At 37.6% G+C, this 20,817-nt stretch carries 17 protein-coding genes; 15 read left to right on the plus strand and 2 right to left on the minus strand.

Features of this window, described 5'->3' with window-relative positions; genetic code table 11:
• The first annotated feature begins 5 nt into the window (after window positions 1-5).
• The 8 genes from yhbY to IGJ27_RS04125 all read left to right on the plus strand — a co-directional run bounded on the left by yhbY (window position 6) and on the right by IGJ27_RS04125 (window position 6,140).
• Window positions 6-317 (plus strand): ribosome assembly RNA-binding protein YhbY, encoded by a 312-nt coding sequence (gene yhbY / locus IGJ27_RS04090; RefSeq protein WP_438791689.1) that lies wholly within the window; start codon window positions 6-8, stop codon window positions 315-317.
• Window positions 318-329: 12 nt separating this feature from the next.
• On the plus strand, window positions 330-977 hold the full coding sequence (locus IGJ27_RS04095) for a nicotinate-nucleotide adenylyltransferase (RefSeq protein ID WP_126344383.1): 648 nt from the start codon (window positions 330-332) through the stop codon (window positions 975-977).
• Complete coding sequence (gene yqeK / locus IGJ27_RS04100) at window positions 967-1,554, plus strand: bis(5'-nucleosyl)-tetraphosphatase (symmetrical) YqeK (protein WP_010719658.1); 588 nt, start codon at window positions 967-969, stop codon at window positions 1,552-1,554. The genes IGJ27_RS04095 and yqeK overlap by 11 nt, the downstream gene beginning before the upstream one ends.
• Before the next feature lie 56 nt (window positions 1,555-1,610).
• Window positions 1,611-1,934, plus strand: coding sequence for a ribosome silencing factor (gene rsfS / locus IGJ27_RS04105; RefSeq protein WP_010719657.1), 324 nt, complete (start codon window positions 1,611-1,613; stop codon window positions 1,932-1,934).
• 1 nt (window position 1,935) lies between these two features.
• Entirely contained in the window at window positions 1,936-2,676 is a 741-nt protein-coding gene (locus tag IGJ27_RS04110) for a class I SAM-dependent DNA methyltransferase (protein ID WP_010719656.1), read from the plus strand.
• A 373-nt stretch (window positions 2,677-3,049) separates the two neighbouring features.
• Window positions 3,050-4,204, plus strand: coding sequence for a nucleotidyltransferase (locus tag IGJ27_RS04115; protein WP_178306089.1), 1,155 nt, complete (start codon window positions 3,050-3,052; stop codon window positions 4,202-4,204).
• A gap of 282 nt (window positions 4,205-4,486) precedes the next feature.
• Window positions 4,487-5,206, plus strand: coding sequence for a YebC/PmpR family DNA-binding transcriptional regulator (locus IGJ27_RS04120; protein WP_063626840.1), 720 nt, complete (start codon window positions 4,487-4,489; stop codon window positions 5,204-5,206).
• Between the two features lie 295 nt (window positions 5,207-5,501).
• On the plus strand, window positions 5,502-6,140 hold the full coding sequence (locus IGJ27_RS04125; RefSeq protein ID WP_010719653.1) for a hypothetical protein: 639 nt from the start codon (window positions 5,502-5,504) through the stop codon (window positions 6,138-6,140).
• Window positions 6,141-6,251: 111 nt separating this feature from the next.
• Here IGJ27_RS04125 and helD read toward each other — a convergent pair whose 3' ends face one another.
• On the minus strand, window positions 6,252-8,531 hold the full coding sequence (gene helD / locus IGJ27_RS04130; RefSeq protein WP_373191419.1) for an RNA polymerase recycling motor HelD: 2,280 nt from the start codon (window positions 8,529-8,531) through the stop codon (window positions 6,252-6,254).
• Window positions 8,532-8,729: 198 nt separating this feature from the next.
• Between helD and IGJ27_RS04135 the strand changes: the two genes are divergently transcribed.
• The 6 genes from IGJ27_RS04135 (at window position 8,730) to IGJ27_RS04160 (ending at window position 17,836) form a co-directional block, all read left to right on the plus strand.
• Entirely contained in the window at window positions 8,730-10,523 is a 1,794-nt protein-coding gene (locus IGJ27_RS04135) for a heavy metal translocating P-type ATPase (RefSeq protein WP_178306087.1), read from the plus strand.
• A 113-nt stretch (window positions 10,524-10,636) separates the two neighbouring features.
• Complete coding sequence (locus IGJ27_RS04140) at window positions 10,637-10,816, plus strand: 2-hydroxymuconate tautomerase (RefSeq protein ID WP_002287649.1); 180 nt, start codon at window positions 10,637-10,639, stop codon at window positions 10,814-10,816.
• Window positions 10,817-11,142: 326 nt separating this feature from the next.
• Window positions 11,143-13,083: a threonine--tRNA ligase gene (thrS, locus tag IGJ27_RS04145; RefSeq protein ID WP_034700539.1), complete on the plus strand. Its 1,941-nt coding sequence runs from the start codon at window positions 11,143-11,145 to the stop codon at window positions 13,081-13,083.
• A gap of 275 nt (window positions 13,084-13,358) precedes the next feature.
• Window positions 13,359-14,213 carry a hypothetical protein gene (locus IGJ27_RS04150; protein WP_256733878.1) on the plus strand — a complete coding sequence of 285 codons (855 nt, stop codon included), beginning with the start codon at window positions 13,359-13,361 and terminating at the stop codon, window positions 14,211-14,213.
• A gap of 361 nt (window positions 14,214-14,574) precedes the next feature.
• Window positions 14,575-15,423 carry a MurR/RpiR family transcriptional regulator gene (locus IGJ27_RS04155; protein WP_034700537.1) on the plus strand — a complete coding sequence of 283 codons (849 nt, stop codon included), beginning with the start codon at window positions 14,575-14,577 and terminating at the stop codon, window positions 15,421-15,423.
• Window positions 15,424-15,682: 259 nt separating this feature from the next.
• The gene (locus tag IGJ27_RS04160; protein ID WP_178306086.1) at window positions 15,683-17,836 is read left to right on the plus strand and encodes a peptidoglycan D,D-transpeptidase FtsI family protein; all 2,154 of its coding nucleotides are present in this window, start codon (window positions 15,683-15,685) and stop codon (window positions 17,834-17,836) included.
• Between the two features lie 87 nt (window positions 17,837-17,923).
• Here IGJ27_RS04160 and IGJ27_RS04165 read toward each other — a convergent pair whose 3' ends face one another.
• Entirely contained in the window at window positions 17,924-18,733 is an 810-nt protein-coding gene (locus IGJ27_RS04165; RefSeq protein ID WP_010738121.1) for a Cof-type HAD-IIB family hydrolase, read from the minus strand.
• 310 nt (window positions 18,734-19,043) lie between these two features.
• Here IGJ27_RS04165 and IGJ27_RS04170 point away from each other — a divergent pair, with 310 nt between their 5' ends.
• Window positions 19,044-20,480, plus strand: a complete 1,437-nt coding sequence (locus IGJ27_RS04170; RefSeq protein WP_178286489.1) for an NCS2 family permease — start codon at window positions 19,044-19,046, stop codon at window positions 20,478-20,480.
• The last annotated feature ends 337 nt before the right edge of the window (window positions 20,481-20,817 follow it).

A 20,817-nucleotide genomic window follows, 5' to 3' on the forward strand; every position in this document is an offset into this window, starting at 1 on the left:
AGAATATGACTTTAAGAGGAAAACAAAAAAGATTTTTACGAAGCCAAGCACACCACCTACAACCGATTTTTCAAATTGGTAAAGGTGGAATCAATTCTGCCATGATGGTTCAGATTGAAGAAGCGCTGGAAAAACGTGAATTAATCAAAGTAACGTTATTACAAAATACCGATGAGATTCCTGAAGAGGTAGCTGGTATTTTAGAAGAAACAGTCAGATGTCGAGTTGTTCAAATCATTGGACGAGTTCCTGTATTATACAAACCCTCTTCAAAGGAAAAATATCAACGTATCTCTAAAGAAGTAAACGCAATTTAAGGAGTGGTTAATATGAAATCGCAAGCGGAAGCTTTTGTCGAATCTCAAGTATTTCCTCAAGAGATGCCTCAAATTTTTGAAAAACGCAAACAGGTGGGGATTTTAGGTGGTACTTTTAATCCAGTTCACCTGGCACACTTAGTTATGGCAGAACAGGCAGGAAAAAATTTAGGGTTGGATGAGGTCTATTTAATGCCTTCTTATCAACCTCCACATGTGGATGAAAAAACGACAATCGCTGCCAATCATCGCTTAAACATGCTTGAACTTGCGATAGCAGATAATCCTTTTTTAGCTATTGAACCGATCGAGTTATCTCGAAAAGGCAAAAGCTATACTTATGATACGATGAAAGCTCTGACACAAAACAACCCTAATACCGATTACTATTTTATTATCGGTGGCGACATGGTAGAATATCTACCAAAATGGTATAAAATCGATGAACTAATGACAATGGTCAATTTTGTTGGTATTCGTCGAGCAGGTTACTCAACCGAAACGCCTTACCCAGTGATTTGGGTCGATGTGCCAACTATTGATATCAGCTCAACTAAAATACGGCAGAAGATCCAGCAAGGTTGTTCCGTTCGTTATCTAGTACCTGATAAGGTCATTGAGTATATCGAGAAAGAAGGGCTATATCAAGATGGACTATAGTAATAAATACACAACTTACTCAAGAGAAGAGTTGATGCAAAAAGTCCAAATGCGAATGAGTGAACGACGTTTCAAGCATGTTCTTGGTGTGGAAGAGACGGCGATTGCCCTTGCCGGCAAATACGGCTGTTCATTAGAAAAAGCTAGTATTGCTGCTTTGACACATGATTATGCGAAAGAACGGCCTGATGATGAATTTATTTTAGTTATCAAGCGAGATGGCTATGACCCAGCGCTTCTTCATTATGGAAATGCGATTTGGCATGGTTTAGTTGGCGCCTCTTTTGTTGAAAGAGAGCTTGGTATCACAGATGAAGAGATCCTTCATGCCATTCGAGTTCATACCACTGGTGCGGCTGAAATGTCTTTATTAGATAAAATCATCTATGTAGCAGATTATATTGAACCTGGTCGCTCGTTTCCTGGAGTCCAAGATGCGCGTGAAATAGCGTTGCTTGATTTAGACGAAGCGGTAGCTTTTGAGACAAAGCACACATTAGCTCACTTGATTGAACAAGAACAACAGATTTATCCAAAAACAATTGAAACATATAATCATTGGGTAGCTAAAAAATAATCTCTACCCATTAGGAGGAAATTACTATAAATAGCAAAGAACAACTACAAATTGCAGTGCAAGCTGCCGATTCAAAACGTGCAGAAGATATCGTTGCTTTAGATGTGAGAGAAGTATCTTTACTAGCAGATTACTTCATGATTTGTTCGGCAAACAGTGAACGACAACTAAATGCAATTACAGAAGAAATTATTGAAAAAGAAGAAGAAAACAATTACGAAGTAAAACGTATCGAAGGAAAAGAAGGCGGAAAATGGATCCTGATCGACTTAGGAGATCTGATCATCCATGTTTTCCATGCGCCAGAAAGAAGTTTCTATAATTTAGAAAAATTATGGTCAGATGCACCACTTGTTGACCTAAATGAATGGATCGATTAATATGGCTTACGAAACATTTGCTTTCGTTTATGATGAGGTAATGGATGAAACCTTATATCAACAATGGTTAGATTTCTCAAAACGACACTTACCAAGTGAAACATGTAATATTTTAGAATTAGCTTGCGGAACAGGTGCTCTAGCTGTTGCCTTTGCTAAAGCTGGGTACCATGTTACAGGGTTAGATCTTTCAGAAGAGATGTTGATGATTGCTAGCCAACGTGCGTTTGAAGAGGAAACACCGATCCAATTTGTTGAAGGAAACATGCTTGATCTGTCAGAAATTGGTCAATACCAAGCAATCACTTGTTTCTCAGATTCTTTGTGCTATATGAAGAATGAGCAAGAAGTGCAGCAAGTATTTGACGAAGTGTATCAAGCGCTGGAAGAAAATGGACGATTTATATTCGATGTTCATTCTATCTATCAAATCGACACGGTTTTTCCTGAATATAGTTACCATTATCAAAATGATCAGTTTGCCTTTTTATGGGATAGCTACCCAGGCAAGGAAAAGCACAGTATTGAACATTTCTTGACTTTCTTTGTGGAAGATCCCGAAGAAGCAGGTAAGTTTATTCGAGAAGACGAACTGCATCAAGAGCAAACTTATTCTTTGGATAATTATTTAAGAATGTTAGAAAATAGTGGTTTTTCTAAGGTAGAAGCATTTGGTGATTTCACCGACGAACAACCAAAGGAAGATACAAAACGTCTCTTTTTTGTGGCATATAAGGAATAGGACACGAAAAAAGTCTTTTGTTGAATACGAAACATTACCTTATCGCGAGGTGTAATCGCAAAAAAACTGCTGTGAATCGCGTTGTTTCAGACAGTATTATAATAGTATAAAAGTAACGAATAATGGCAAAGACGAGTAAATCATCAACAAAGTCTGCGCCAAATAGTGACGTTTTTCTGCTAAAAAACGAAAAAAATACTTTAGAAATATCTTGATGAAAAATAAGCTGAAGCGTCATTTGAAAAGCAGGAGAAACGATTTTTCGATTTCTCCTGCTTATTTTTTTACAGTAAAAAACCGAATCGATCATTTTTGGATTGACCGAAAGAATGAACTGTTTGTTTTATTCCTATTAAGAAAAGGAGGAAATGTGATGAAAATTTGTGGCATTATTGTTGAGTATAATCCTTTCCATAATGGGCATCGCTACCATGCGGAAATGGCTCGTGAACAAACGGGCGCAGATATCGTGATAGCAGTGATGAGTGGAAATTTTTTACAGCGTGGTGAGCCTGCAATTATCGACAAATGGTCCAGAGCAACTGCTGCCCTCCAAAACGGAGTGGATTTGGTCATTGAACTACCGATAGAATGGTCTGTGCAATCAGCAGATTACTTTGCCAAAGGAGCTGTGCGATTATTACAGATGCTCGGCTGTACACATCTTTGTTTTGGTACAGAAGAAGAGTCGACATTTAATTACGAAGCTTTTGGGAAATTTGTAAAGCAAAATCAATTAAGGATTGACCGTGAATTTCAACGTTTATCTGATCAAGGAATGAGCTATCCGCAGAAGATGACAGCAGTGTTCAACACACTTTATCCAGAAATCGCTCTCGATTTTTCTTCTCCTAATCACATTTTAGGGTTAAGCTATGCGAAAGAAAATGCCCAGTATGCCCAGCCAATGAAATTAGTACCGATTACCAGAAAAATTGCTGGTTATCACGATGAAGAATGGAGCAGTTCCTCCATCGCAAGTGCGACCGCTATTCGCAAAGCGCTCAGTGAACAACGCTCCGTAACGAATTTTATACCTGCTGCCACCGCAGCGATGATCGAAGCAGGTTCGCAACAAACATGGGCGAATTACTGGCCCTTGTTACGTTATCGTTTGCTTTCTACGGAGCTAGCCAATTTGAAAACTATCTATCAGATGACGGAAGGACTTGAAGTGAGAATGCAATCGGCTGCGAAGAAAGCCACTTCTTTCGAGGAATTTGTCACTTTAGTCAAGACGAAAAGATATACTTGGACGAGAATCCAACGTTTAGCTTGTTACGTATTATTGAACATCCATCATGAGGAAGTCCATGACCAACAAGCCAAATGTTACTTGAATATTTTAGGATTCACCAAGGCAGGACAACAGTTTTTAAAAGAAAAGAAAGAGATACCCTTGATCTCAAAAATCGGCAAAAAAGAAGCAGAATTGGCACACCTTTTGGTTCGGAGTGATCAAATCTATCAACTCGGTGGGGCGATACCTGAACAAAATTTTGGAAGAAGACCTTATGTTTCGAAATAAACCTGGTTGGTGGGAACAAAGTGAAATGACTAATCTGAATGAAAGTTTAGTTCAATATTTTGAATATGCCGCTTTGTAAAAAATTCTTTGTCTAGCTTGTTGAGTAGCTATTCCAAAAGACGACTATAATCGATCATAGAAGGAAACACCTCCCTAAAAAATGACTAGATTTAGAAAAAATACTTCACAGAATCCAGATTCACAAGTATAATGGAACAGGACGTTTTTGTGCTTAACCACTATCAGAAATGAACGATCAAAATTAGAAAGCGAAGTGAGAATATGGGACGTAAATGGGCAAACATCGTAGCGAAAAAAACCGCAAAAGATGCAAATAATAGCCGAGTTTATGCAAAATTCGGGATTGAAATCTATGCAGCAGCAAAATCAGGTGATCCAGACCCACACGCTAACCAAAAACTACGTTTCGTCATTGAACGCGCGAAAACTTATAATGTACCTAAACATATTATTGACCGTGCAATTGAAAAAGCAAAAGGTGCGGGAGATGAAACTTATTCTGAATTACGTTATGAGGGATTCGGACCAAATGGCTCAATGGTCATCGTTGATACCTTAACAAACAACGTGAACCGTACAGCTGCTGATGTACGTGCTGCTTTTGGTAAAAACGGCGGAAATATGGGTGTTTCTGGAGCTGTTTCTTACATGTTCGACAATACAGCGATTTTTGGTTTTGCCGGCGAAGATGCAGATGAGATCCTTGAATATTTGATGGATAAAGAGATTGATGTACGTGATGTCATGGAAGAAGATGGACAAATCATCGTTTATGGTGAAGTTGCTGATTTCCATAGTATCCAAGAAGCATTGAAAGAAAAAGGAATCACTGATTTTTCAATTGCTGAGATCCAAATGATTCCTCAAAATGAAGTGACACTTTCACCAGAAGACCAAGAAACATTTGAAAAAATGATTGATGCGTTGGAAGAGTTGGAAGATGTTCAACATGTTTTCCATAATGTAGCATTGGAAGACTAAACGATAAAAACGAATGAAGGTTGTGAAAGCATCGGATAGCTTCCGACTTGCGATTTATCCGTTTTTCGTTTTTACACCTGCTAATAGTCTGGGACGATTCGTCTCTCAGACTATTTTTTTACGCTTAAAAGAAGATCATTCGTTCTGAAAAAACAGTAGTTTATGACGAATCAATGATTTTATCTTTTTTTCGTATGTTTTATTTTTTATTCTGTTTCGTCCTGTGTTATTATTGATATAGACGTATTATTGGAAAAATGATACATAGGAATGTGGATGTAGGCGGGGAAATTTTATGGAAGCAAAAATTAGTTTAGAGCCTTTTGAACGTATTTTAAGCGGTTACCAAAAGATCGAAGAGTTAGCTGTGAATATCACAGACTGTTCAAAATTAGCAAAAAAATATGCCCATTATGGTGTAGAAGGTTATCGTTTAGGAAATTACGTAGGTACTGGTTACCTTAATCGCTATTTGGAATGTATGGTTGATCGCGTCCCCATGTTGATTTACAAAAGAAATTATTTAATCCCTTTACTTTTTAGACGTTCAGATTCAACCTTTCGATTATTTGAAGAAAATTATCGTATGGAAGCTTTCTTTCGTTTGTTAGAATGGAGCTTAAAACATCAACCAACAAAAATCTTAATTGAAAAAAATGAAAAATATGATTCTAAAAAAGTAAAAGTGATCGACAGTGCTTATCTAGCTTTTCGTTTATCAGAAATCCTTGATAGTGGAGGCTATCCGATCAGTAACTTCCGATCAATCGAACAGTTTATTGATTGGAATCGAATTTATCGGCTGATAGATAACGGGGGGATTGGGCGTCATAGTAAAGTCTTTGATCCTGAGTATCCTGAAAATATAGAAGAATTGCGAATGATTATTTCATTAGTTAAATTAAAGTATCCAGATACTGAATCATTTGTTTAAAAGGCGAGGTTGTGACTAAGTGGTTAGCTTCTTATTCTTGAAGCTACTTCTTTAACACCGTTTATTAAGAATAAAGGGCTGTGACAAAAATTTTGTCACAACCCTTTATTTTTATATATTGATAGTGGTATATAATGCTGGGTCCATGGATTCAATCAAAGGACTTTCAGATTCAGAAGTAACTAAAACGAGTTCGTGCATGGCTCTTGTACACATGGTGTAAAGAACTAATTGATCTTGGTCAGTGGCAAAGTTTGTATCATCGATTCCCCATAAGAAAACGCGATCAAACTCGAGCCCTTTTGCCAAGAATGCTGGTAGTAGGACGATTTGTCGTTTCATAAAATCTGTTTCATCAGAAATCAATTGGACACGATCTTTTAAGTATTCGGGCAACTGTTCATAGAGTTGTTCACACTCAGTCTGTGTTTTACCAATGATGGCGGTACGCCAGTAACGGGTATTTTCTTGAGTCGTTTCAAGCGTAGTTTTTAACCAATTTAATCGTTCTTCTAAGGAGGAACCTTTCACGATAGAAGGAAGCGTACCTTTGCGAGCCGTCGTTTCTACTTGATTTTCCTCAGTAAGAAAATGATTCGCAAAATCCGTGATCTCTTTTGTTGAACGATAGCTGGTCGTTAACTGGAAGTGTGTGATTTCTTGGTCTTTAAATAGTTGATCCAAAGAGCCAGTAATCGTTTCATTGCCGAAAACATTTTGATTTAGATCACCACAAAAAGTGAGATTAGCTTTTGGATAGATCGCTTGTAAAAGAGCTACCTGAGCGGGAGCGAAATCTTGCATTTCATCGATAAAGATATAGCGAGCTTTTTGCATCACAGACACTGGATGGATGCGACGCATCAGCAAGAAGAATAATACTGCATCTTCTTGTCGTAGTTCTCGTTGACGAAGCTTCTCTTTTAATAAGGCTGAATGATCGTTCCACCTCGTTGCGCTAATGTCATTTTTAGCCAACAGCGCCTGAGGTACGGTTTGTAAAAAGTGAAGGTATTGTTTGGTCAAATTGACAAATTGAAACTGATTGATTCCGCGGTAGATTCGACGGAATCTTTTCTTCACGATTTGATTCGCTAGTTTTTTCCGTAAAGACTGTTCTTTTTGCTCCGTATACTCAAGGTTCGGATCATTCGCATATAAGTCTTGCAATTGTTCTTCTGCTAATTCTTTGACCCATTTTTGACGCATTTCATCTTTTTGGAGTCCACCCAATTTTTTTAATAATTTTGTTTGCAACAAGGAGAGACGTTGATGTAACGGTAAGAGCTCATTGGTTTCTTGATACCATTTGCGGATCGATTCTTTTGCTAAAATCGTCCGACCATTAATTTTCATATCTCTAAACAAGGGACCAAAACCAGTAATATGATCGATATAACGATCAATCTGATGGATTAGTTGAAGACCGCTTTTGAAGGTTTGGATCGGGTCCTTGTCTCCAGATAAAAAACCAACTTCTTGTTGCTCTTCTTCTAACAATGAAAATTCAGGTAATAACTGTTCCAAATAAGACTTGAAGGTTTGCGTAGGTACACCACTTTCACCTAAAGAAGGCAAAACAGTCGAAATATAGTCAGAGAAAAGATGATTAGGAGAAAAAAGTAAAACGTTCTCGGCATCTAACCATTTTCGATTGTGATAAAGTAAAAAGGCGATCCGTTGTAATAAAGCGGATGTTTTTCCACTACCAGCGATTCCTTCGATCAACATCACTTGACTTGTTGTATCACGAATAATGGCATTTTGGGCTTTTTGGATCGTAGAGACGATATTTTTCATATGCGCACTTGAGGCATCGTCTAGGATCTCTAGTAAGAAATCATCGTTGATCACTTCAGAAGTATCCACCATCGAAATAATTTTTCCGTCTAAGATTTTAAACTGACGTTTCAGCAGTAATTCAACATTGATTTTTTCAGTATCTGTTTCATAGAAGGCTGGTCCAATTTCCCCTTCGTAATAAAGGTTAGCAATTGGGGCACGCCAGTCGATTACGATTGTTTCTTCAGAGAGATCTCTTAAAGAAGCGATTCCTAGATAAAGTGTCTCTGCATCTGTTTCTTCTTTAAAATCGATTCGGGCAAAGTAAGGGTTGTCTTCCATAACTGTTAACGTTTGGAGCCTTTTTTGCTGCGATTCAAGCGTATGGTATTTTAAAAGCAATTCTTGCTCATGTTGGCGGTATTCGACAGCTGATTCATAAAAGGATTCATTAGACCCACCTCTGATTTTATGGCTGGCGGTGTCTTTCGTAGAATCTTGCATCTCTTGGGTAAGAGATTGTTGTTTAGTGTTTAATAGCTTTTGTTCAAGCTGGATCAACTGAATGGTTTCATCCACGTGTTGTTGTTCTAGTTGTCTTTCATTCATTGCGTATATTACTCCTTCCGCCGTAAATAACGAATTAAAAGTATAGCACAAAAAGTGAGAAAAAGGTATCTTTGACTATTTGTTCGAAAGAAAGTGAAAGAAGAAAATCAATGAGAGTGAGAGTTGTTTTCAGTTAAGTGTAAATAGTTTTCATTCTAGTTCTAAGTCAGTATCCTAAAATTGTAGGGAGTGAACAATATGACACATTTTAAAAAATTTTCAATCACCGTTTTGATTGGAATGACGGCACTTATTTGCGAATTTATTTTTAAACGACCCACACTTGCATTTCTGATTATCGCGATCACGGGTGGCATTTTGGCTTTCTTTATGTTTATTGAGATGATTAAAACATTACGTTCAGGTAAATATGGTGTGGACATTCTTGCTATCACAGCGATTGTTGCGACATTAGTGGTAGGAGAGTACTGGGCCAGTTTGATGATCCTGATCATGTTGACTGGCGGAGACAGTTTGGAAGACTATGCCAATAAAAAAGCTAGTCGAGAATTGCAAACGTTATTGGACAATACACCACGCACAGCGCATCAATTGATGAATGACCAATTGAAAGATATTCCAGTAGAAGCTGTTGAGATCAATGATTTGTTAGTGGTGAAACCAGGAGAATTAGTGCCTGTTGACGGAAAAGTAGTGAAAGGTGAGTCGCAATTTGATGAGTCTTCATTAACGGGTGAAGCCAAACTTGTATTAAAAAAAGCAGGCGATGAACTGATGTCTGGCTCAGTCAATGGGGACGGTTCCGTTCAAATGATCGTTGAAAGAAGAGCAGCTGATAGTCAATACCAACAAATTATTAAATTGGTCGAAGAATCAAAAGAAAAACCAGCTCATTTTGTACGCTTAGCGGATCGTTATGCGGTGCCTTTTACATTGATCGCTTATTTGATCGGAGGTATTTCCTGGTGGGTCACGAAGAATCCTGTTCGTTTCGCAGAAGTTCTCGTTGTTGCTTCACCTTGTCCTTTGATTTTAGCTGCACCGATTGCTTTAGTGGCTGGAATGAGTCGTTCAAGTAAAAACGGAATCGTCATCAAAACAGGAACTGCTGTGGAAAAATTAGCACGAACCAAGACAGTTGCATTTGATAAAACGGGTACCATCACTAAAGGGGTCCTCGAAGTAGCAAGTATTCATCCAGAAGCTGGTGTAACATCAGAAACGCTCTTGGTCTATGCGGCAAGTGCCGAACAAGAATCAAGTCATATCTTAGCCCGATCACTAGTCCATGAAGTCGATAGCGAAAAATTATTGCCAGTGAATGAATTAAAAGAGATCACGGGGCAAGGAATACAAGCTAGAGTAGATGGACATTTCGTTAAAGTTGGCAGAGCTTCATTTGTCGGTGCCAAAGAAAGCCAATCTACTAAAACAGCTATCTATGTTGCAATTGATGACCATTTTTCGGGTACGATCTTATTTTCAGACGTGCTGCGTCCAGAAGCACAAGCAACGATTGAACAATTGAAAACAATGGGTGTAGCGGATTTGATGATGATCACAGGGGATGGACCGGCTATCGCTGAATCAATTGCAAAGGAGGTTGGGCTCACGGCTGTTCATGCTCGTTGTTTGCCGCAGGACAAATTGAATATCCTTGAGAGTATTCCCGAAAGTGAACGTCCCGTAACGATGGTGGGCGATGGGGTCAACGATGCTCCAGCTTTGACGATCGCAGATGTTGGAATAGCCATGGGCGCACACGGATCAACGGCAGCTAGCGAAAGTGCTGATGCGGTGATACTAAAAGATGATTTGACAAAAGTTGCTACTGCTATAACGATTTCCAGAGATACGATGAAAGTAGCGAAACAATCTGTTTTAATCGGTATTTTTATTTGTGTTTTTTTAATGCTGGTTGCTAGTACGGGTGTAATCCCCGCTTTGTTTGGAGCGGTTCTCCAAGAAGTGGTAGACACTGTTTCGATTTTAAGTGCGTTGCGGGCTAAAAATGAGCAATCCCACACGTAACATCAGAAAAGACCTTTTCTCTTTGCTTTTTTTGCGGTATGATCATAGCATAGAAGAAGGGTTGAAAAGACCACTTACATTTAAGATAGCAATCATTAAAAGGAGACGAGACAATGCCATTTGTACACGTAGAACTAGTTGAAGGACGTAGTCCAGAACAATTGGAAAATATGATGAAAGATATTACAGAAGCTGTTCATAAAAATACCCAAGCACCAAAAGAACATATCCATGTGATTATCAATGAAATGAAAAAAGGCACTTATGGTGTAAATGGTGAATGGAAAAAATAAGTCACACCCACACTTGATTTTTCTTTTTATTAGTGGTTAAATAAACACATAGTTGATTGATGAGAAAGACAACTGAATTTGAGAGTCTTCGATAAGAGAGGAAAAGCCAGGCTGAAACTTTTCCAGAAGAAAACCAAAGGATGACCACTTTCGAAACCTTTGTTGAAACAAAGGCGGTCGTACCGTTATAACGCTCAAGGAACGTGTAAACGTTCGAAATTAGGTGGAACCACGAATCTTTCGTCCTAGTATCTCTTTTATGAGGTGCTGGGACTTTTTTATTGGTGTCAACTCATTCAATCAAAAAATCAAAGGAGGCTATTTTAATGATAAAAATTACTTTTCCAGATGGCGCAGTGAAAGAGTTTGATGCGGGAATCACGACTGCTGAGATTGCTGCAGGTATTTCCAAAAGTTTAGCTAAAAAAGCATTAGCCGGTAAAGTGAACGGTCAGTTGATTGACTTGAATCGTGGCATCGAAGAAGATGCGTCAATCGAGATCGTTACACCTGACCACGAAGATGCATTAGCATTGGTACGTCACTCAACCGCACACTTGATGGCACAAGCTATGAGACGCTTGTACCCAAATATCCATTTCGGTGTCGGACCAGCAATCGATTCAGGATTTTACTATGACACAGACAACGGTGAAAACCAAATCAGTGCCGAAGATCTTCCAGCAATCGAAGCAGAAATGATGAAAATCGTGAAAGAAAACTTACCGATCGAACGTAAAGTTCTTTCTAAAGAAGAAGCTCTGGAAATCTTTGCAAGTGATCCTTATAAAGTAGAATTGATCAGTGAATTACCAGATGAGGAAGTAATCACTGCTTATCAACAAGGAGAATTTATTGATTTATGCCGTGGACCACATGTCCCATCAACCGGTCGTATCCAAGTCTTCAAACTATTATCTGTAGCTGGAGCTTACTGGCGTGGAAATTCAAACAATCAAATGATGCAACGTGTCTATGGGACAGCATTCTTTGATAAAAAAGACTTAAAAGAATTTATTCGTCTACGTGAAGAAGCAAAAGAAAGAGACCACCGTAAATTAGGAAAAGAACTAGATCTATTTATGGTATCACCACAAGTTGGCTCAGGCTTACCATTCTGGTTACCTAAAGGTGCAACGATTCGTCGAACAATTGAACGTTATATCGTTGATAAAGAAATCAGCTTAGGTTACCAACATGTCTACACACCAATCATGGGAGATGTAGAATTGTATAAAACATCAGGTCACTGGGATCATTACCAAGAAGACATGTTCCCACCAATGGATATGGGTGATGGTGAAATGTTAGTTCTTCGTCCGATGAACTGCCCGCATCATATGATGGTCTATAAAAATGCGATCCATTCCTACCGTGAATTACCAATCCGTATCGCTGAACTAGGCATGATGCACCGTTACGAAAAATCAGGTGCGCTATCAGGTTTACAGCGTGTTCGTGAAATGACATTGAACGATGGGCATACCTTTGTACGTCCTGATCAAATCAAAGATGAGTTCAAACGTACGTTGGAATTGATGGTCGCAGTTTACGCTGACTTCAATATTACAGACTATCGTTTCCGTTTGAGCTATCGCGATCCGAACAACACGGATAAATATTTTGATGATGATGCTATGTGGGAAAAAGCGCAAGTGATGTTAAAAGCCGCAATGGATGAATTGGAATTGGATTACTTCGAAGCAGAAGGAGAAGCTGCTTTCTATGGTCCAAAATTGGATGTTCAGGTCAAAACAGCTTTAGGAACAGAAGAAACATTATCAACGATCCAATTAGACTTCTTGCTTCCAGAACGCTTTGATTTAACTTATGTTGGTGAAGATGGTGAAAATACACATCGTCCAGTAGTTATCCACCGTGGGATCGTTTCAACGATGGAACGTTTTGTTGCTTATTTAACTGAAGTTTACAAAGGAGCTTTCCCAACTTGGTTAGCACCGATCCAAGCAACGATCATTCCTGTTTCAGTTGAAGCGCATAGTGACTATGCTTATGAAATCAAGGAACGTCTACAAATGAAAGGTCTACGTGTCGAAGTAGATGACCGCAATGAAAAAATGGGTTATAAGATTCGTGCATCACAAACACAAAAAATACCATATCAACTAGTCGTTGGTGATAAAGAAGTGGCTGATGCAACGGTCAATATTCGCCGATATGGTAGCAAAGAAACTTCAGTAGAAGATCTCAACATGTTCGTTGATGCGATGGTTGCTGAAGTCCAAAATTATAGTAGACAAGGTTAATTTCAATAGTCGAAAAAGTGACCTGACTACCCTAGAATGTAAGATCAAACCGATGGTATCGAAAATCGAAAACGATTTTTGATACCATCGGTTTTTTTACTAAGCGGATTGTTACGCTTCTCCCATATCTTTTTAAGAGTTAAAGCTAAAGCGTGCAATTTGAAACAACAAAACGATAATGAGAATCTTTTTTTCTGAAATTACGAAAAGATGAATAAGCAAGCCTTTCATCTTATGCTATTATTAGGTTGAAAAGGAAAAAAGGAGGGCTGAAAATGGGAACTTTTTTTACAAATAAAAGGCTAAATAAAAAAGGAAATAACGTAGCTCAAAATGAGTTAAGCGAGCAAACAAACGAAATGCAGTCAAAACAAGCCAATCGTAAAAAAAAGAACTTAGCAGTAAATTTAATCGTAAAAATTGAACATGCGATTAAACAAAGGAGTCAACATAAAGCCACGAATCAAAAAAATTTGAAATCCGTTGGTCCCGCTAAACGAATGTTGGAATTGATTAGGCGAGATTTTTCTATGCTTGAGAAAGTACTAAATAATACCTACCAGGAAATCCATAAGCTTGACCGCTCTTTCAGAATAAAAATGATCAGTTACATAAGAAACGATCGGAAAAGAATGGCAACAAAAATTCGTGCGTTCAAAACAACTTTGATTCCTCATAAAAGTAATTTTACGAATCAAATCGAAATAGCTCCTCGTGCTAAGAATGAAATGGAGAATATTTTACCTATAACGAAAATCAAAATGAAACAAAGAAATGAAGAGCAGACTAAACTTGGTCTCAGAAAAAATTTGTTTAAGCAGTTTTTCAACCGACTGTTATATTCCAATAGCCAAAAAATGAGGAATCAAGACCTAAACAAAATAGTAGTAGAAAAAATACAGCAAGAAAAATATGAAGAAAAACAAGTGTTGTTAACAATGGAACAAATATTAGCAAGATCGTCAAATAGAAATAATATGCCAGAACAACTTTTCAGTCGATCAATACAACCATTCGAGAATACTAAGGAAGAAAGACTAGCACAAATAAGTGAGAAAATCCAACATGCTATGAACTTCTCAACTTCTAGGAATCAATTAGGAGCAGCACATGCGGAACACCAACTCTAAAAATTCTGTCATGACATCATTTATAAATTGGAGTTAAATACTCGTGACTTCTATCAAAAGTATTCAACGTGAGACAACAAAATTTTCATGATAAAGGGTGCAACTATCATATGAATGATAGGATAACCAGGAGCTGCAATCGTCCATTCTTCTTGAAAAATTAATCTTTTACCTAAGAGTCCAAGGCTTGCCTTGGGCTTTATTGCTGTAGCCGAACCTCATCAATTATTTTTTAGCCTCATACTTTTTCTCCAACATTTATTTACAGATGATGACAAAATTTTCTTGTCAGACGTCACGATCTTATTAGTGGGATATGGTATACTTAGCTAGACTGGAAGAGAAAAAGGAAGTGAGACAAATGAGCGTTATTAGCCGTATTGAGAGCATGATGGAGGAGTATTCTTCAACTGAAAAAAAGCTCGCTGATTATATCATCAAAAATGTAGAAAAAATTCCCACGATGACTGCGAACGAGTTAGCAGAAGCTGCTGGGTTAAGTGCGCCCACAGTTGTCCGATTTTCCAAAAAAATTGGGTTTCAAAGTTTGACTGACTTCAAAATAAATATTTCGACCGAGTTACAAACCGGTATCGTTGAAGGCTTCAGTGATATTCATCCAAACGAATCATTTTATTCGATCAAACACATTTTGGGAAATAATGCGCAAGTGGCAATCAAAGAAACGGTGGACATTTTAAATGAAGAAAAAATTCAAGAAGTGGTTGAGACCCTGGAAAGTGCTGAAACAGTCTTTCTATATGGCGTGGGCGCTTCATCTTTAGTGGTGGAAGACATTTTGCAAAAATGGTCTAGAGTAGGCAAACCCATTATTTTTGAAAAAGATATCCATGTTTTACTTCCTCAATTAGTAAGCAATGAAACCAAAAAAGTATTATGGTTAGTCTCCAATTCTGGTAGTAGCGCGGATGTCGTAGCAGTTGGAGAAATCGCAAAAGATTTAGGGATTGAGGTAATTGCTTTAACGCAATTTGGAAATAATCCTTTAAGTAAGTTGGCGGATGTTGTTGTACAAACCTCACGTCCAAAGGAAATTACCAATCGAAGCGCTGCTACAAATTCTTTGCTGGCTCAGTTTGTTACTATCGATATTATTTTTTATTTATATATGACAAAGAATGAACAGTTGGGGGAAAAAGTTCGTGAAACCAGACAAGTAATTAAAGGATACTTTGGTTCAAAACGGTAAGAGCATTATAAAAAGTTTTCCACAGTAAAAATATCATTTGTTGTGTTTCACGATAAGAAAATGATAAATTAAATAAAAAACTTTATTTTTTAAAGGTTTGAATTGTTTGAAAACTTGACACGATTTTATCCTGTGAAACAAAAAAAGAATATCAACTTGAAATAAGTTAAAGAATTTATTAGTGATTTTCGTTTCTTCTTTTTTATTTCAAGAAATTTAGGTACAATGAAACATAACAGTAAGTAGGAAAAAGATAGGAATGATGAGAGAGTTTATGAAAAAACTATTAAACAATTCATGGATGGATAAATTGAAAAAAGGTGCACAAGAGCCGAAAAACAAAACATTTCGACGTTCACATGTCCCTTTTCGGTTGAATTTTCTTTTTTTCATCATATTTACATTATTCGTCGCATTGATTGCACGATTAGGTTATCTACAAATCGTTAATGGCGAAGCAATGGAAGCCAAAGTGAAATCATCATCGACACTAACGATCCAAACCAGTTCTCCGAGGGGGATGATTTACGATTCGACAGGTAAACCATTGGTGACGAACCAAGCGAATCAAGCAATTACTTTCACCAGAGGAACAAAAATGACGGCAGAGGATCTGCTTAAAGTAGCGACAAGACTAAATCAATTAATCAATGTGCCAGTTGATGAAAATTTAACTGAACGAGATAAAAAAGACTTTTGGTTAGCTGATCCTAAGCATTTGAAAGAAGCAACGGAACGCTTAACAGCAAAGGAAAAACAACTTGATTCCAGCGATCAATACAAAGCGTTAGTTGATAAAGTAACCGATAGTGAAATCAACTTCAATGAAGAACAATTAAAAATCGCGACGATTTTTAAACGCATGAATAGTGCGTATGAGTTGAACACGGTATTTATCAAAAATTCAGGTGTGACTGATCAAGAATTAGCGGTTGTTTCCGAACATGCTTCAGAACTACCTGGAGTATCCACAGGAACCGACTGGACACGTCAATACACGGCTGCTGACTCAATCAAAAGTATTTTAGGTAGTGTGACAACAGAAAAACAAGGTTTACCAGCTGATGAAGTAGATGAATACTTAGCTAAAGGCTATTCTCGTAATGATCGTGTGGGACAAAGTTACCTTGAAAAGCAATATGAAGATGTTTTACAAGGAACAAAAACCCAATATGAAGTAACCCTCGATAGTAATGGGAATGTAACGAATCAAAAAGAAATCTTTGCTGGTGAAAAAGGGTCCAACCTCATGTTGTCTCTTAACGCTGATTTCCAAGCCAAAGTCGAAAATATCTTAAAGACAAACTACCAAAAATTAGTGGATAGTGGAAAAGCAACTTATTCGCCAGGGGCGTATGCAGTAGCGATGAATCCACAAACCGGTGAGATATTGGCTATGACAGGATTTAGCCACCAAGAAGGGTCCCAAGAGTTGACAGAAAATGCTTTGGGGAATATTACTAGCGCCTTTACTCCAGGGTCAGTAGTCAAAGCAGGTACGTTAACTGCTGGTTGGCAAACGAATGTGATCTCAGGTAACCAAGTGTTAGTCGATGAGCCAATCAAATTACAAGGCTCTTCTGAAAAGAGTTCGGTCTTTAATCGAAGCGGGCGTATTGCAATCAATGCAGTCAAAGCACTTGAACTATCATCGAATACGTATATGATCAAAGTTGCGTTGAAAATGCTGGGATTGGAATATACACCAAATATGGGACTTCCTTCACTAAATGAAGAGTCAAAAGCCTATGAAGAATTACGTAAAGCGTTCAAACAGTTTGGTTTAGGAACAAAAACTGGGATTGATCTACCAAATGAATCACCAGGGATTTCTCGTTCTGTTGATTTTATGAAGAAATTTAATGCAGATAATGGTGCTCAATGGTACACACCAGGTAACTTTACTGACTTAGCTTTTGGTCAGTTTGATACCTATACACCGATCCAATTAGCGCAATATGCTTCAACTGTAGCCAATGGTGGTAAGAGAATCCAACCTCGTTTAGTCAAGGGAATCTATGGAAATGATGAAAATGGGAACCTTGGTCCGGTGAAAAAAGAGCTGGAAACAAAAGTCGAAGATACCGTTGATATTTCTCCAGCTGATATGTCGATCCTTCGTGAAGGATTCCATCAAGTTGTTCATGGAACAGATGCGTATACGACAGCTAAACCTTTAGCTAGTGCAAAAATGGATTTGTCTGCTAAGACTGGTACAGCCGAAACTGTAGCTGAAGGTCATCCAGATATTACCACAGTAAATAGTAATATCGTGGCCTATGGTCCGAGTGATAACCCACAAATTGCAATTAGTGTCGTTCTACCGAACTTATTAGATGAAAAAGATCATATGAATCTAGTCATTGCAAAAGAAATCATGGACACTTACTACGATATGTTCATGGCAAAATAAAAAGACCAACAACTAAAAAGACCAACAACTAAAAAGACCGTTCCAGAGAAATACAATTTGTTTTCTCTGGAACGGTCTTTTTTGATTTTAAAGGGCTAATAAGTCTTCTAGATACGTAGCTAAGCCATCTTCTTGGTTGGTGTGTTCAGTGACATCGTTAGCAACGCCTTTTAATTGATCGGTACCATTTTTCATTGCAACTCCCCAGCCAGCATATTCTAATAGTTCCAAATCGTTATGTTCGTCACCAAAAGCAATGACATCTTTTTGATCGATATCAAGGTAATTGGCAATGCGATGAACGCCTTTGGCTTTTTCAATTCCTTTAGAAACGATTTCTAAAATAGCCATTGGTCCTCCCCAAGTACGAACATCAACAAAATTACCGAATTGACGGGTTAATTCAGCTGAAACTTGTTCAGCATAGCATTTTTCTGTTCGAACCAGTAAAGAGGTTGGATCAGTTGTCAGATTTTTAGGCGATAATAAATTTTGAGGGCTAGGATTTGATGCAGCAAAAATTTTTTCATCAAAAAAATCAAAGCTGTCAATAAAATAAGTTTCACGATTTTCTGCAGCAATGAAATCTAAATTCAATTGGCGTTTTTGAGCTAAAATCTCGAATACGATGCGTTTATCGATCGAGGTTTCTTTTTCATGAGCCCAATATTGATTAGGGATATGTACTAAAGCACCGTTAAAGTTGACCATCGGTGTAGACAATCCTAATTGCTGATAATAATGATAACTCATTCGGAAGGGGCGCCCAGTAGCAATACTGACATGGTGACCAGCGTTAATCGCTTTTTTTAATGTTTCTTCAGTTTTTGAAGTAATGATTGAATCCGGATTTAAAGTTGTTCCGTCTAAATCAATGGCAATGAGCTTTCTATTCAAAAATGTCATTCCTTTCAATGCTAGTATGTGTTTCAGTCTAGCACATATATTTTTTTTAACAAGGTGCAAATGTAAGGGAAAAAGAAGTCTTTTTTAAATTAAAGAGAACGGATACATTTTGTTCAATAACCATTTATAAGGTAAAACACGAACATTAAGCATTTTTTTATTGCTTTTTTTAATGATTTTATTGAAAAGCGAACGAACTATAATTATAATCAATAATTGTTCGACGTAAACGGAATAATTGACTTATTTTATTTTATTATTTGATTTTACGTCAAAAAAATTCAGGGAGTGGAAATTTTTTATGGAAAAGTTTTTCCAATTAAAGAAAAATAAGACAAATGTACCAACAGAAATCATGGCTGGGGTTACGACATTCTTTGCAATGAGTTATATCTTATTTGTAAATCCAACCATTTTGTCAGCATCAGGGATGCCTTTTCAGGCAGTGTTCTTAGCAACAATCATCGCTTCGATCATTGGTACTTTGGTAATGGGGTTGTTTGCAAATGTACCGTATGCGCAAGCACCTGGAATGGGATTAAATGCCTTTTTTACTTTTACAGTAGTTTTTGGATTAGGTTATTCTTGGCAACAAGCTTTAGCGATGGTCTTTATTTGTGGGATGGTCAACATTTTTATTACTGTGACCAAAATACGAAAATTGATCATTCATTCCATTCCTGAAAGTCTACAACATGCGATTGGAGGCGGGATCGGGATCTTTGTCGCTTATGTTGGGATCAAAAATGCAGGATTTCTCTCTTTTTCAGCTGATCAGGCAGCAATCACTAGTTCGGTGGTTGACGGAGGCAAGGCAACGAATGTCACAATCAATGGTGGGATCGTTCCAGCTTTAGCCAACTTCAATAATGCACCGATTTTATTAGCTGTGATCGGTTTGATTTTAACAGCGATCCTGGTGGTAAAAAATGTTCGTGGTGCGATGTTGATCGGGATCGTGGCAACCACTGTCTTAGGGATTATGATGGGGGTCGTTGATTTAAGTACGATTGATTGGCAAGCTAATTCATTAGGAAGTTCATTCAAAGAATTAGGCACGACTTTTGGTGCTGCTTTTGGACCAGAGGGGATGCAATCATTATTTAGTGATTCTTCAAAGATTCCACAAGTAATCATGACAATCATTGCGTTTAGTTTATCGGATACATTTGATACGATTGGGACGTTCATTGGAACAGGTCGCCGTACGGGGATCTTCTCAAAAGAAGATGAAGAAGCATTAGAAGATGGCAAAGGTTTCAAGACAAAAATGGATAAAGCGCTCTTTGCCGATGCCATTGCGACATCTGTAGGAGCAATCTTTGGAACATCAAATACGACGACTTATGTAGAATCTGCTGCAGGTATCGGTGCTGGTGGACGAACAGGTTTGACCTCAGTAGTGGTTGCAGTCTTATTTGCATTAAGTAGTTTCTTTTCACCATTGATTTCTATCGTTCCAACTCAAGCAACTGCACCTGCATTGATTTTAGTTGGTGTGATGATGATGGCTTCATTCACAGATATCAATTGGCTTGACCTGGAAGAAGCACTACCAGCATTCTTTGCTTCAATCTTTATGGGATTATGTTATAGCATCTCTTATGGGATTGCTGTCGGCTTCATTTTTTACACGATCGTCAAAGTAATCAAAGGGAAATTCAAAGAAATTTCAATTCCATTATGGATCGTTGTGGTCTTGTTTATCCTTAACTTTATTATTTTAGCAACGATGTAAACCAGCCCAACTGGTAGCTGAACTATTTTCTTAAAGAACCAGCTAAAAAGTCAGGAAACAGCAACATGAGTAAGTTTACAATAAAAAGTAGCACAAATTTAATAAGAAAAAACGCTTTTTGCCATCACCATTTGAATGATTCGAAAAAAGTAGTATTTGCACTCTTAACGATTTTATATAGTTGTTAAGAGTGTTTTTTTGTAACATAAGATTTTCACTGTTAAGATAGTAAATAAGTAGAAGATAGTACTGCTCGGAACAAAACCTTTCGTCTATATAGTAACAATACATAATTTATGCTGTTTCAAAAAGAAATTTTTTGCAAAGAAACATAAAG

It is taken from the genome of Enterococcus sp. DIV1726a, assembly GCF_051710985.1.
In the GTDB taxonomy this organism is placed as follows: domain Bacteria; phylum Bacillota; class Bacilli; order Lactobacillales; family Enterococcaceae; genus Enterococcus_B; species Enterococcus_B hirae.